Annotated in this window: 13 protein-coding genes; 5 read left to right on the plus strand and 8 right to left on the minus strand. The window is 60.7% G+C overall.

Annotated elements, in window-relative coordinates:
- Nucleotides 1-102 precede the first annotated feature (102 nt).
- On the plus strand, nucleotides 103-696 hold the full coding sequence (locus tag ACCD00_RS03315; protein WP_413421880.1) for a transporter substrate-binding domain-containing protein: 594 nt from the start codon (nucleotides 103-105) through the stop codon (nucleotides 694-696).
- Nucleotides 697-751: 55 nt separating this feature from the next.
- Here the strand turns inward: ACCD00_RS03315 and ACCD00_RS03320 are convergent, their stop codons facing one another.
- Together ACCD00_RS03320 and ACCD00_RS03325 are read right to left on the minus strand one after the other, a co-directional pair.
- Nucleotides 752-1,237 carry a DUF523 domain-containing protein gene (locus ACCD00_RS03320; protein WP_413421882.1) on the minus strand — a complete coding sequence of 162 codons (486 nt, stop codon included), beginning with the start codon at nucleotides 1,235-1,237 and terminating at the stop codon, nucleotides 752-754.
- A 2-nt stretch (nucleotides 1,238-1,239) separates the two neighbouring features.
- A complete protein-coding gene (locus tag ACCD00_RS03325) occupies nucleotides 1,240-1,872 on the minus strand; it encodes a 2OG-Fe(II) oxygenase (protein ID WP_413421883.1) in 633 nt (210 codons plus the stop codon).
- A gap of 108 nt (nucleotides 1,873-1,980) precedes the next feature.
- On the opposite strand from ACCD00_RS03325, the gene ACCD00_RS03330 reads away from it, so the two are divergent.
- Complete coding sequence (locus tag ACCD00_RS03330) at nucleotides 1,981-2,733, plus strand: DUF2059 domain-containing protein (RefSeq protein WP_413421885.1); 753 nt, start codon at nucleotides 1,981-1,983, stop codon at nucleotides 2,731-2,733.
- Between the two features lie 111 nt (nucleotides 2,734-2,844).
- Here ACCD00_RS03330 and ACCD00_RS03335 read toward each other — a convergent pair whose 3' ends face one another.
- On the minus strand, nucleotides 2,845-3,792 hold the full coding sequence (locus ACCD00_RS03335; protein WP_413421887.1) for an alpha/beta hydrolase: 948 nt from the start codon (nucleotides 3,790-3,792) through the stop codon (nucleotides 2,845-2,847).
- A 96-nt stretch (nucleotides 3,793-3,888) separates the two neighbouring features.
- On the opposite strand from ACCD00_RS03335, the gene ACCD00_RS03340 reads away from it, so the two are divergent.
- Together ACCD00_RS03340 and ACCD00_RS03345 are read left to right on the plus strand one after the other, a co-directional pair.
- A complete protein-coding gene (locus tag ACCD00_RS03340) occupies nucleotides 3,889-4,470 on the plus strand; it encodes a DUF6436 domain-containing protein (protein ID WP_413421889.1) in 582 nt (193 codons plus the stop codon).
- 103 nt (nucleotides 4,471-4,573) lie between these two features.
- A complete protein-coding gene (locus tag ACCD00_RS03345) occupies nucleotides 4,574-6,973 on the plus strand; it encodes a penicillin acylase family protein (protein ID WP_413421891.1) in 2,400 nt (799 codons plus the stop codon).
- Nucleotides 6,974-7,118: 145 nt separating this feature from the next.
- On the opposite strand, the gene ACCD00_RS03350 is transcribed toward ACCD00_RS03345, so the two are convergent.
- Nucleotides 7,119-8,084 carry a GlxA family transcriptional regulator gene (locus tag ACCD00_RS03350; RefSeq protein WP_413421893.1) on the minus strand — a complete coding sequence of 322 codons (966 nt, stop codon included), beginning with the start codon at nucleotides 8,082-8,084 and terminating at the stop codon, nucleotides 7,119-7,121.
- A gap of 304 nt (nucleotides 8,085-8,388) precedes the next feature.
- Between ACCD00_RS03350 and ACCD00_RS03355 the strand changes: the two genes are divergently transcribed.
- On the plus strand, nucleotides 8,389-9,030 hold the full coding sequence (locus ACCD00_RS03355; RefSeq protein WP_413421895.1) for an HD domain-containing protein: 642 nt from the start codon (nucleotides 8,389-8,391) through the stop codon (nucleotides 9,028-9,030).
- A 135-nt stretch (nucleotides 9,031-9,165) separates the two neighbouring features.
- On the opposite strand, the gene ACCD00_RS03360 is transcribed toward ACCD00_RS03355, so the two are convergent.
- The 4 genes from ACCD00_RS03360 to ACCD00_RS03375 all read right to left on the minus strand — a co-directional run bounded on the left by ACCD00_RS03360 (nucleotide 9,166) and on the right by ACCD00_RS03375 (nucleotide 13,280).
- The gene (locus ACCD00_RS03360; protein ID WP_413421897.1) at nucleotides 9,166-10,056 is read right to left on the minus strand and encodes an ABC transporter permease subunit; all 891 of its coding nucleotides are present in this window, start codon (nucleotides 10,054-10,056) and stop codon (nucleotides 9,166-9,168) included.
- Nucleotides 10,053-10,934 carry an ABC transporter permease subunit gene (locus tag ACCD00_RS03365; protein WP_238539257.1) on the minus strand — a complete coding sequence of 294 codons (882 nt, stop codon included), beginning with the start codon at nucleotides 10,932-10,934 and terminating at the stop codon, nucleotides 10,053-10,055. Before ACCD00_RS03365 ends, ACCD00_RS03360 begins: the two co-directional genes overlap by 4 nt.
- Nucleotides 10,935-10,969: 35 nt before the next feature.
- Complete coding sequence (locus ACCD00_RS03370) at nucleotides 10,970-12,112, minus strand: ABC transporter ATP-binding protein (RefSeq protein ID WP_008015388.1); 1,143 nt, start codon at nucleotides 12,110-12,112, stop codon at nucleotides 10,970-10,972.
- Between the two features lie 70 nt (nucleotides 12,113-12,182).
- Nucleotides 12,183-13,280, minus strand: a complete 1,098-nt coding sequence (locus tag ACCD00_RS03375) for a polyamine ABC transporter substrate-binding protein (RefSeq protein WP_413421899.1) — start codon at nucleotides 13,278-13,280, stop codon at nucleotides 12,183-12,185.
- Nucleotides 13,281-13,285: the final 5 nt, after the last annotated feature.

Below are 13,285 nucleotides of genomic sequence, written 5' to 3' on the forward strand. Positions count from 1 at the left end.
GTCATGACAACTTCAGAGCCATTTGTTGTCGAAGGCACTCGACAACCATAGCAAAGCGAGCCTGAATCAGAGGGTCGCGATAATAAATTCAAAGGAGTGACCATGCGCTTTCTGCCTGGCCTGATCTGCCTGCTACCCCTTTTGAGCCCTTTGGCTCATGCCGAACTGATTGACGACGTGAACGACCGCGGCGAATTGCGCATTGCCCTTGAAGCCAATACACCCCCCTTCAATTTCAAGGAAGACGGCAATCTTGCGGGCTTCGAAGTCGAACTGGGTCAAATGCTGGCCAACGAACTGGATGTGCGCGCCGACTTTGTCGTCACCGATTCCAACGATCTGTTGAGCGGTGTTGAAAGCGGCAAATACGACATCGCCATCAACCACATAGCAGAGACCCCCGATCTAAAGGATCGTTTCGATTTCAGCGAGCCTTACATTCAAACCCATGCGCAGTTGATCGCGCAGAAAGAAGAGCCGCGCTCCATTCTGCTGGTGCAGTCACTGACAGAAGAGAAGCCCAAAGCCAACCCGGCCGTGAGCCTGGCGATTCCGTTTCAGAAGGGTAATCCGGCGTTCCATGCCAGCCTGGAAAACGCATTGCAGCGGATCAAGGATGATGGGCGACTGCAAGCGCTGGAGCAGAAGTGGTTGGGGGCGGATGCGGATGTGGAGCCCAAGCCGAAAGAACAATGAAACCCAACTGTGGGAGCGGCGGTGCGGCGATCCCACATTGGTTTTGTGGCGGTTGTCAGTCCAGCGTCAATAAAGCCTGCGCCGCTTGCGGCAACTCCAGTTCACTGAACACCTGCACCCCATGGCGCTTGAGCAGCGCCGCCGTCACGCCCTCGCCACTGACCTTCACGCCGCTGAACGTCCCGTCATAGGTCAGCAGATTGCCGCAGGACGGACTGTTGGCCTTGAGGACGGCGATGCGGATACCATGCATTTGCACCAGCTCCAGCGCCTGATACGCCCCCGACAAAAACGCCGCACTGACGTCCTCGCCTTCGGTAGTGATCACCAATGCATGGCCATCGAGGACTTGCGCGCCCTGCCCGCCTGGAATTTCCGCTGCCGGCCGTGGCGTTGGCAAGCCTCCGGCGACCTCCGGGCACAATGGCACGACCCGACCGTCATCAAGCCACTGCTGAAGCTGGTCGAACGGCCCGCTGGCCCCGCCGTCGTAACGTACGCGGTGTCCCAACAGGCAGCGGCTGACGAGAATTTTCTGCATGATCAGAACGGCTCGTTGCCGCGCCGCCGGAACCAGCCGGTCAGCGACAGTCGATCCCGGGTCGCGGGCAGGACTTCGTGGGGAACCTCTCCGGAGAGAAACACCACCAGGCAGCCACCGACAGGTTCCACGTCGTAGACGCGATCATTGTCGAGGTACATGCGCAACTGGCCGCCGTGTTCGGGAAGCCAGCCGTCATTGAGGTAAACCACCGCCGAAACCATGCGCCGGTCGTCATCGCGAAAGCGGTCGACGTGCTTCAGGTAGAAAGCACCGGGCGGGTACATCGCAAAATGGCTTTCGAAATCCTCCAGGCCAAGAAACAGACCGCGATTGATCGCCTCGCGCAGGCTGTCCATCAAGCACAGATAGCTGTCGCAAACCTCGGCCTGGCCGGGGTCGATCCACTGGATATGGTCGCCACGAATCCCCTCGCGGATCTCCGATGAGGGCCCACGGCCCACCGCGGCCGGAGCCAGTTCACCCCCGGCAGCACGTTTACGACACTCGGCCGCCAGCGCCAGGGTCAGGTCCTGAGGCAGGAAAATATTCTGCTGCGACCAGCCGTGCTCGGCCAGGTCGTCGACGATTCGTAACAGCAGCGGGTGATCAGAGGATATTTGCATGCCGCGCATAGTATTCCTGTGCCCGAAAATCCGACAGAGCCGCGCAGCGGGTTGATACGAATTCTCGACAAGTACGGATGCCGCACGGAGAATAGTCGCCTGCTGACTGGAGTCCCTATGCGCCGTTTGCTTTTATCACTGCTGATGTTCTGCGCTTTGCCCGCCTGGGCAGACGGCCACGACCAGTTGTACAAGGTCGCCGGCTGGCCGGAACAACGCGCGCATTTCAACGACGCCCTCTCGGCTGCTCAGCAACGCTACCAGGGCAGCCTGCCGCCGGCGGTGTTTCAGGCACTGGTCAGTAACAGCAATCAGCGCTTTTCCCCCCAGGCCGTAGACAAGCGTGCCGAAACGCAATTGCGCAAGAATCTCGCCGACCCCAAACCCGCATTGACGTTTTTCCAATCGCCCTTGGGCAAGAAAATCGTCGCCGCCGAGTTGCTGGCGACCCGTCGTGACCAACTGGCGAAAAACGCCAAGGGTCTGCCGAAGATGCAGGCCAGCGACAGCCGCATGCTGATCATCGGCCATTTGGCACAAGCCCTGCCCGCTCGCGAGGCCGGCGCTGAAGTCAGCCTGGCGATTGCCGGTGTTGCCGCCGACAGCTTGAGTTCGATGATCCCTGGGTTGCTCGGTGCCGGTCAGGCCCAGGGCATGCTCAACGGCCAGCGCCAGCGCCTGATGGACCAGATCGGCAGCGACCTCAACAACACACTGCTGTATGTCTATCGCGACCTGTCGGACGACGAGCTGGAAGAGTTCGCGACCTTTGCCGAATCGGCAGAAGGCCAGGCTTATTATCAAGCGGCGCTGGCGGCGATTCGGGCGGGGTTGGCGGTGGGGCAGAGCAATTCGAACCTGACCCAGTGATTTTCGGCGCCAGTTAGACCGCTTTCGCGAGCAAGCCCGCTCCCACATTGGATCTGTACACACCGCCCCCCTGTGGGAGCGGGCTTGCTCGCGAAGGGGCCAGAACAGTCACTAGGAATTCCGCCCCTTGATCCGCTTGGTCAAAAACCCGAAATACTCCTGTCGCATCACCAGCGTTTCATTCGCCAGATGATGCCGTGCCTCGGGCAGCATCAGCACCTGCGGCCGATCAAACTTGCCCCGCAACACTTCCAGGTTGTGCTCCCAATCCACCGTCATGTCGGCCTGCCCCTGCACGATCAGCGGCCGGCGGGGACTCATGGGTGCGGCCTCGATGCGTTTGATCCAGCGCGCCAACGCACCCACCCATGCTGTCGGCAGGCGCAGCGGCTGCAACGGATCGGCCTGCAGGAACGGCAAAAAGGCCGGGTCGTTGGAGTTCTCGCTGAAGCGCCGGGCGATGGCTTTGACGAAAGGCTTGAGCAGGTAGTAACTCAGCTGCGACCAACCCCACGCCCGCGGCCGCACCAGCGGCGACAGCAAGATCACCTGCCCCTGCGCCGGGCTATTCGCTCCTGCATTCAACACATGATCGATCACGATCGCCCCGCCGGTGCTCTGTCCGCACAGGTGCCACGGTTGCGGCAAGTCGAGGGATTGCGCCTCGCGGAACAACCCTTGCAATGCGTCCTGATACTCGGCGAAATCCTTGATGCTCGCCCGCTCGCCACTGGATAAGCCATGCCCCGGCAAATCGCAGGCAATCACCGCAAAGCCCTGGTCCAGCGCCCACTCGATCACATGCCGGTAGAGCCCGGTGTGATCGTAGAAACCGTGGATGACAAACAGCGTCGCCTTCGCCCGCTCTGGCCACCAGAACTGGCTGACCAGTTCATAGCCATCGACATCGAATCGCCCAAGACCGCTGCGCACCTGACGCGACGCAAAATCCAGTCCGTAGAATTGCTGGTAAGCCTGCGCCTGCGCCGACAACGGCTGCCCGGCCGCCAGCGGCAGCAAGCCTGCACGTAGAAGATCGGGGTCGAAAGTAGCCGGCATGGACAATTCCAGAGCGTGAAACGGACTTTATAGGCCTGCGATATTCTTCTGTCGCGGCAAGCATGGCAAGCTAGCCGGCCTTCGAGGACTGAACCGATGCGCCTGCCCTTTCGCACCACCTTGTTTGCCAGCCTGCTCGCCGTGGTGTGTGCCGGCGTGTTGTGGGCGGCCTACGACTGGTTCCAGGGGCGTTACCTGCGGGCGTTCAGCGAGCACACGGCAATGTTTTCGGGTGATCCGCTGCGCCTTCCCGCATCCCTCGCCGGCCCCGGCGCCATCCGCCTGGTGCATTTCTGGGACCCGGCCTGCCCGTGCAATGTCGGCAATCAACAACACCTGGCCGAACTGGTGCAGCGCTATGCACCCCATGGCGTGAAATTCTATGCCGTGCAAAAGCCCGGTAGCCATGGCCAGTTGCCGAGCACCTTGAGCAGCCTGAAAACCATCGACATCCTGCCCGGTTCCGAGCAGATCCCCGCCAGCCCGGCCGTGGCGATCTGGGATCGCAGCGGCAAACTGGCGTACTTCGGCCCGTACAGCGAAGGCCTGACCTGTAACTCCAGCAACAGCTTTATCGAGCCCATCCTGCAAGCACTGGATGAAGGCCGCGCAGTGAGTGCCACGCACACACTGGCCGTGGGTTGTTACTGCCCGTGGCCTGTCGATCCAGCGAAGTAGGGAACGACACGGCAATACGAATCCCTCCTACGGGCGATGCGCCAAATCGGCGCGCCGTGTTACACAGTGGCCCCTGGAATCACAATAACAACAAGGAGTCGCCATGAAACGCAGCCTGACCGCTCTCGCTCTGTTGATCGTCGTGCTGGCCGCCGGGGCCGGCTGGTACCTCTACAGCAAGCAGCCGTCACGCCAGGGCATGGTGGAACTGCAACACCTGCAAGGCTCCGTCACCGTGCGCTACGACGAGCGCGGCGTCCCGCACATCCGCGCCGAAAACGAAACAGACCTGTACCGCGCCCTCGGCTACGTGCATGCCCAGGACCGCTTGTTCCAGATGGAAGTCCTGCGTCGTCTGGCCCGTGGCGAACTGGCTGAAGTGCTCGGGCCGAAACTGCTCGACACCGACAAACTGATGCGCAGCCTGCGCATTCGCGAACGCGCTGAAACCTACCTGGCGAATCTCGACAAGCAGTCGCCCTCCTTCATCGCCATGCAAGCCTATCTGGACGGCATCAACCAGTATCAGGACAGTCACGCCAAACCCGTGGAGTTCGATGTGCTGGGTATTCCCAAGCGTCCATTTACCGCCCAGGACACCATCAGTATTGCCGGGTACATGGCCTACAGCTTTGCTGCGGCCTTTCGTACCGAACCCTTGCTGACATTCGTGCGCGATCAACTGGGGCCCGACTACCTGAACATCTTCGATCTCGACTGGCAGCCAAAAGGCGTGCTCAGCGGGACAGCTCCCGCCTTGGCCAGCGCCGACTGGAAAGACCTCAACACCCTCGCCCGCCTGAGCGAACAAGCCTTGGCTGACAACGGCCTGCCACAGTACGAGGGCAGCAACGCCTGGGTTGTTGCGGGCAACCGGACCCAAAGCGGCAAGCCGCTGCTGGCGGGTGATCCGCATATCCGTTTTTCCGCGCCGTCGGTGTGGTACGAAGCGCATCTCTCGGCACCGGGCTTCGAACTCTACGGCCACTATCAGGCCTTGATGCCGTTCGCTTCCCTGGGCATGAACCACGACTTCGGCTGGAGCATCACCATGTTCCAGAACGACGACCTCGACCTGATCGCCGAGAAGGTCAACCCGGACAACCCCAATCAGGTCTGGTATCGCGGTAATTGGGTGGACATGACGACCAGCGAGCAGCAGATCGCGGTCAAGGGCCAGGCCCCGGTCACCCTGGTGCTGCGCCAGTCGCCTCACGGCCCGATCGTCAACGATGCCCTGGGCAACGGCGTCGGCAAAACACCGATTGCCATGTGGTGGGCTTTTCTCGAAAGCCAGAACCCGATCCTGGAGGGCTTCTACCAGCTCAATCGCGCCGACACCCTGGCCAAGGCCCGCGGTGCCGCGTCAAAAATCCAGGCTCCGGGCCTGAACGTTGTCTGGGCCAATGCCAAGGGTGACATCGGCTGGTGGGCGGCGGCGCAATTGTCTAAACGTCCGGCGGGTGTACGTCCGTGGTTCATCCTCGATGGCAGCACAGCCGAGGCGGACAAGGATGGCTTCTACCCGTTCAGCGCCAACCCTCAGGAAGAGAATCCGGCGCGGGGCTACATCGTCTCGGCCAACTTCCAGCCAGTATCACCGACCGGCATGGAGATTCCCGGCTATTACAACCTTGCCGATCGCGGCCAGCAACTCAATCGCCAGCTCAGCGACAAAGCCATCAAGTGGGATCTGGAAAACAGCCAGAAACTGCAACTGGGCACCACCACCGCCTACGGCCCGCGCCTGCTGGCACCGCTGTTGCCGGTGTTGCGCGAAGTGGTGAAGGATCCCGCCGAACTCAAACTGGTGGAGCAACTGGCCCAGTGGAAAGGCGATTACCCGATCGACTCGACCAGCGCCACACTGTTCAACCAGTTCCTGTTCAACCTGGCTGACGCGACGATGCGCGATGAGCTGGGTAACGACTTCTTCGAAACGCTGCTCTCGACCCGGGTGATCGACGCTGCGCTCCCCCGCCTGGCCGCCACTGCCGATTCACCGTGGTGGGACAACCGCAGCACCCTCGGCAAGGAAACCCGTGCTGACACGGTGAAGGTAGCCTGGCAAGCCAGCATCGCGCATCTCAAGAACACCCTTGGCGCGGACACCTCGCAATGGCAGTGGGGCAGCGCGCACACGTTGACCCATGGCCATCCGCTGGGGCAGCAAAAGCCGCTGGACCTGATCTTCAATGTCGGCCCCTTTGCCGCACCCGGCACCCATGAAGTGCCGAACAACCTCTCGGCGAAGATCGGCCCGGCTCCGTGGCCTGTCACCTATGGCCCCTCGACCCGGCGCCTGATCGACTTCGCCGACCCGGCCCACAGCCTGACCGTCAACCCGGTTGGCCAGAGCGGCGTGCTGTTCGACCGTCACTTCGACGATCAGGCCGAAGCCTATATAGAAGGGGTTTACTTCCAGGCACATCTCAATGATGAAGAAGTCACGGCCAATACCCGCAGCACCTTGAAGCTGCTTCCGGCGCGGGCTGCGCAGTAATTTTGCATTGACTGGACCGGCCCCTTCGCGGGCAAGCCCGCTCCCACAAGGATCTGTGTCGAACACAAATTTTGTGAACACCAGAGAAACCTGTGGGAGCGGGCTTGCTCGCGAAGAGGCCCTCAAAGGCAACAAAAATGTCAGTTCAAACCATCGCCGCAAAGTTCAGCCGAAACTGCTGAGGCGTCACCCCCAGCCTGCGATTGAACACGCTGCGCATGTGCTGGGCATCGCGGAAACCGCACTGATAGGCCACGGTCTTGAGCGGCGCACGAGTGCTTTCGAGCATCACCCGCGCCGCATCGACCCGCGCACGTTCGACGAACTCGGCCGGGGTGATTTTCGCTTCCCTGGCAAATACCCGGGAAAAATTGCGCGCGCTCATGTTGGCGGCGTTGGCCAGATCGGCAATGGTCAAGTCACCGGTCAGGTTGGCCAACACGTAATGCTGGACCATCGCCACTGCCGAGGTCGGTTCGGCGTGGGGCGTGAGGAATGGGCTGAACTGCGATTGCCCGCCCGAACGCTGGGTGAACACCACCAGCCGCTTGGCGACATTCAGCGCCACTTCCGGCCCGTGATCCCGCCCCAGCAGGTACAGGGACAGATCAATCCCCGCCGTGACCCCGGCCGAGGTGAACAGCTCCCCGTCCTCTACATAAAGGCGATCCGCTTCAACACGGGACGAGGGGCATAGCGCCGCCAGTTCCGACGCGTCCTGCCAATGCGTGGTGACTGTGCGCCCCTCCAGCAACCCTGCGCGGGCGAGCATGAAGGCGCCATTGCAGATCGAGCCAAAGCGCCGGGCCCGCGCACAGGCATCGCGCAACCAGGCATCGAATGCCATGCCGAAATCCATGAACGGCAACTGCGGACCGCCGGCCACCAGCAGCAGGTCATACGGCTCCAGCGCTTCGCTGAAATGCCGATGGGCGTTCAGCGCCAGACCGTTGGAACACGCCATCACCCCACGCTCCACGCCGATTACCTCCAGCCGATAGTGATCCTCGGGCGCAAGGAAACGATTGGCCTCGGAAAACACATCCATGGGACCGGTGACGTCCAGCGACTGGACGCCGGCGAACACCACGATGGCGACGGTTTTACTCATGACGTGAATCGCCTTCTGTGGATCTGATTGCACCGTTCCCTGTAGGAGCGAGCTCGCTCGCGATGGACGCAAGAGCGCCGCGTACATCCAGGCAGCCCACGTCATCGTTGACGTCCATCGCGAGCAAGCTCGCTCCTACAGAGTCTGCATGCACCCTATCCAATCCCCGCCCAACAAGCGAGGGTGGCGCGATATGCACGCTCATTGGCCGGGATCGCAGCCATGGATCGATTGTCCGGCTTCGGGGGCCGGAACAGACTGAAACCCTCAGCGCCACTCAGGCGTTCACGACGAGGAAAACTCCATGAGCACCACCATCGCCGGCATCAGGATCCCCGACAGCGCATTGGCCAGGGCCACCACCGAGTACATCCGCGACATCGAATCAGACTTGCTCTACCACCACTCGCGCCGGGTATTCCTGTTCGGCGCACTGAGCGGTGAGCGCAAGCAACTGACCTACAACCCGGAGTTGCTGTACGTCGGGGCAATGTTCCATGACCTGGGCCTGGTGGAAGGTCATCGCAGTGACAACGAGCGCTTCGAAGTCGATGGAGCCAACGCCGCAGCAGCGTTCCTCAAGCCTTACGGGCTGAGCGATGACGATATCGAACAGGTCTGGCTATCGATTGCCCTGCACACCACACCGGGCGTACCGCAACACTTGCGGCCCACCGTGGCGCTGGTAACGGCGGGTGTCGAGATGGACGTGCTGGGCATGGACTACGCGGCGTTTTCCACCGTGCAGCGCGAAGCAGTGGTGCATGCGCATCCACGGGGCGAGGGATTCAAGGAATGCATCATCTGCGCGTTTGCCGACGGCTTGCGCCACCGTCCGCAGACCACGTTCGGTAATGTGAAGACCGACGTGCTGGTGGATCAGGAGCCTGGGTTCAAGCCGATGAACTTCGTCGAGGTCATCCGCAAATCACCCTGGACTGCATAAGAGACCTTGTAGGAGCGAGCTTGCTCGCGATGGTGCATCAGTCACATTGACTTCGACTGACACACCTTCGCGAGCAAGCTCGCTCCTACAGAGGATTGGGTTGGCCGCAGAGCTGTGGCCAACCCGACTTCAGGCTCAAGCCGCTTCCGGTGCCTGCGCGCGACGCACGTCCGGTTGCTTCCATGAATCGGCTGCCGCTTCTTCGATCGCTTGCTGGATAGCACGCTTGCGGCTCTCTTCGGCACGACGGCTGAAGAACCAGACCATGAAGGTCACGATCGACACCGCCAGCAGAATCAGGCTGGCCACGGCGTTGATCTCGGGTTTGACCCCCAGGCGTACCGCCGAGAACACTTCCATCGGCAGGGTCGTGGAACCCGGGCCGGACACGAAGCTCGCCAACACCAGGTCATCCAGCGACAGCGCGAACGACATCATGCCGCCGGCCGCCAGCGATGGCGCGATCATCGGGATGGTGATCAGGAAGAACACCTTCCACGGTTTCGCGCCCAGGTCCATGGCCGCCTCTTCGATGGACAGGTCCAGCTCACGCAAGCGCGCCGAAACCACCACCGCCACATACGCCGCACAGAACGTGGTGTGGGCAATCCAGATGGTGACGATGCCGCGTTCCTGCGGCCAGCCGATCATCTGCGCCATGGCCACGAACAGCAGCAACAGCGACAGACCAGTGATCACCTCGGGCATTACCAGCGGCGCAGTCACCAGGCCACCGAACAGGGTACGGCCCTTGAAGCGGGTGATGCGGGTCAGCACGAATGCCGCCAGCGTACCCAGCGCCACCGCCGCCACCGCCGTGTAGCAGGCGATTTCCAGCGAGCGCACCACCGAGCCCATCAGTTGCGAGTTGTCGAGCAGGCCGACGTACCACTTGATCGACCAGCCGCCCCACACCGTTACCAGCTTCGATGCGTTGAACGAGTAGATCACCAGGATCAGCATCGGCAGGTAGATGAACAACAGACCCAGTACCAGCATCAGGCTGGAGAAACGGAAGCGCTTCATTCTTTACCCTCCATTTCCTTGGCCTGACTGCGGTTGAACAGGATGATCGGCACAATCAGGATCGCCAGCATCACCACCGCCAGGGCGGACGCCACCGGCCAGTCACGGTTGTTGAAGAACTCTTGCCAGAGCACTTTACCGATCATCAGGGTTTCCGGACCGCCGAGCAGTTCCGGGATCACGAACTCGCCCACCACGGGGATGAACACCAGCATGCAGCCGGCGATGATGCCGTTTTTCGACAGCGGCACGGTGATTTTCCAGAAGCTGTTGAACGTGCTCGAGCCCAGGTCGGACGCGGCTTCCAGCAGGCTCTGGTCATGCTTCACCAGGTTGGCGTACAGCGGCAGGATCATGAACGGCAGGTAGGAATAAACCACGCCGATGTAGACCGCCAGGTTGGTGTTGAGGATCTGCAGCGGCTCATCGATCCAGCCCATGCTCATCAGGAACCCGTTGAGCAGGCCGTTGTTGCTGAGGATACCCATCCACGCATAAACGCGGATCAGGATCGCGGTCCAGGTCGGCATCATGATCAGCAGCACCAGCACCGTCTGCACTTCCTTGCGGGCAACGGAGATGCCATAGGCCATCGGGTAGCCGATCAACAGGCAGAGGATGGTGCTGAAAAGCGCCATCTTCAGCGAGCCGAGGTAAGCGGCGATGTACAGCTCGTCACCGCCCAGCATCGCGTAGTTACCCAGGTTCAGCAGCAACTGCAGCTTCTGCTCGGCGTAGCTGTAGATTTCGGTATACGGCGGAATGGCCACGTCTGCTTCGGCGAAGCTGATCTTCAGAACGATGAAGAACGGCAGCATGAAGAACAGGAACAGCCAGATGAATGGAATGCCGATGACCATCTGACGGCCACCGGGAATTATTCGATTGAGACGGCGTTTGAGTTTGCGCATGTTCATGAGCGAAGTACCACGCCGCTGTCGTCTTCCCACCACACGTAGACCTGATCACCCCAGGTCGGACGCGTGCCACGGCGTTCGGCGTTGGCTACGAACGACTGCACCAGCTTGCCGCTTGGCAGTTCGACGTAGAATACCGAGTGGCCGCCGAGGTAGGCGATGTCGTGCACCTTGCCGCTCGACCAGTTGTACTCGCAAGTCGGCATGTCGGCGGTGACCAGCAGCTTTTCCGGACGAATCGCGTAGGTGACCGACTTGTCCTGCACCGAGGTGCTGATGCCGTGACCGACGTAGATCTGGCGGTCCAGGTCCTTGCAGGTGATGGTTGCGTGGCCTTCGGCGTCTTCGATCACTTCGCCTTCGAAGATGTTCACGTTACCGATGAATTCGCAGACCAGGCGGCTGGTCGGGGTTTCGTAGATGTCGATCGGGCTGCCGATCTGGGCGATCCAGCCCAGGTGCATGATCGCGATGCGCTCGGCCATGGTCATGGCCTCTTCCTGGTCGTGGGTCACCATGACGCAGGTTACGCCGACGCGCTCGATGATCTCCACCAGCTCCAGCTGCATTTGCGAGCGCAGCTTCTTGTCCAGGGCGCCCATCGGTTCGTCGAGCAACAGCAGCTTCGGTCGCTTGGCCAGGGAGCGGGCCAGGGCCACACGCTGACGCTGACCACCGGACAACTGATGCGGCTTGCGCTTGGCGTATTGGCTCATCTGTACCAGCTTGAGCATTTCGGCCACGCGGGCATCGATTTCAGCGTTCGGGATCTTGTCCTGCTTGAGGCCGAAGGCGATGTTCTGCGCCACGGTCATGTGCGGGAACAAGGCGTAGGACTGGAACATCATGTTGATCGGCCGCTCGTAGGGCGGCATGTCAGTGATGTCTACGCCATCGAGGAAAATGCGCCCCTCCGTGGGCCGTTCGAAACCTGCGAGCATGCGCAGCAGAGTGGATTTGCCCGATCCCGAGCCGCCGAGCAGGGCGAAAATTTCGCCTTTCTTGATTTCCAGGGACACATCGTCCACGGCAATCGTCTCGTCGAACTTCTTCGTGACCCGGTCGATTTTGACCAGCACCTGTTTAGGTTGCTGGTCGCCCTCGAGGGCTTTCTTATAGGCGCCGGAGGCAACTGCCATTTACGAAACTCCCAACAAAATTTTCAGTCCGCTCAAGGTGAGCGAACCTTGGATAGTTTGAGCCTTGAAACTATTTACCCGACTTGACCTTGGTCCAGCTGCGGGTCATCGATCGTTGAATATTCGGCGGTAGCTCGATGGACACGTAGGTCTTGTCGAGAACCTCTTGCGGTGGATAAACCGCTTCGTCGGTACGGATGGACTGTTCCATCAGTTTGTCCGACCCCGGGTTAGGGTTGGCATAGCCGACGTAATCACTGACCTGGGCAATCACCTCAGGCTTCAGCAAATAGTTGATGAAAGCGTGGGCCTGCTTGACGTTGGCCGAGTCCTTCGGAATCGCCAGCATGTCGAACCAGAGCGCACCGCCCTCTTTCGGGATCGAGTAGGCGATGTTCACGCCCTTCTTGGCTTCTTCGGCACGGTGCTTGGCCTGGAAGATGTCACCGGAAAAACCGATCGCCACGCAGATATCGCCATTGGCCAGATCTGCGATGTACTTGGATGAGTGGAAGTAGGTCACGTAAGGGCGCACCGCGAGCAACTTGGCGGTGGCCTTTTCGTAGTCCTTGGGATCAGTGCTGTTGGCGTTCAGGCCCATGTAGTTGAGCACTGTCGGCATCATTTCATCGGCGGAATCGAGGAACGCGACGCCACAGCTATGCAGCTTCTTGATGTTTTCCGGCTCGAACAAAACACCCCAGGAGTCGATCTTGTCGACACCCAGCACCGCCTTGACCTTGTCGACGTTGTAACCGATGCCGTTGGTGCCCCACAGGTACGGCACGGCGTACAGGTTGCCCGGATCGTTCTGCTCCAGACGCTTGAGCAGCACCGGGTCGAGGTTGGAATAGTTCGGCAGCTGCGACTTGTCGAGCTTCTGGAATGCTCCGGCCTTGATCTGTTTGCCGAGGAAGTGGTTCGACGGTACGACCACGTCATAACCGGTACGCCCGGCCAGCAACTTGCCTTCCAGGGTTTCGTTGGAATCGAAGACGTCATAAACCGGCTTGATTCCGGTCTCTTTCTGGAAGTCGGCCAGGGTGGTCTCGCCGATGTAATCCGACCAGTTATAAATATGCACAGTGCCGGCGGCCTGGACACTGACAGCAATCGTCAGCCCGGCAGCGGCCAGCAAGGCATTGCGCAACATAGAAAAAATAGGCAAGTGGA

It is taken from the genome of Pseudomonas sp. Pseusp3 (assembly GCF_047304225.1).
GTDB lineage: Bacteria > Pseudomonadota > Gammaproteobacteria > Pseudomonadales > Pseudomonadaceae > Aquipseudomonas > Aquipseudomonas fluorescens_CD.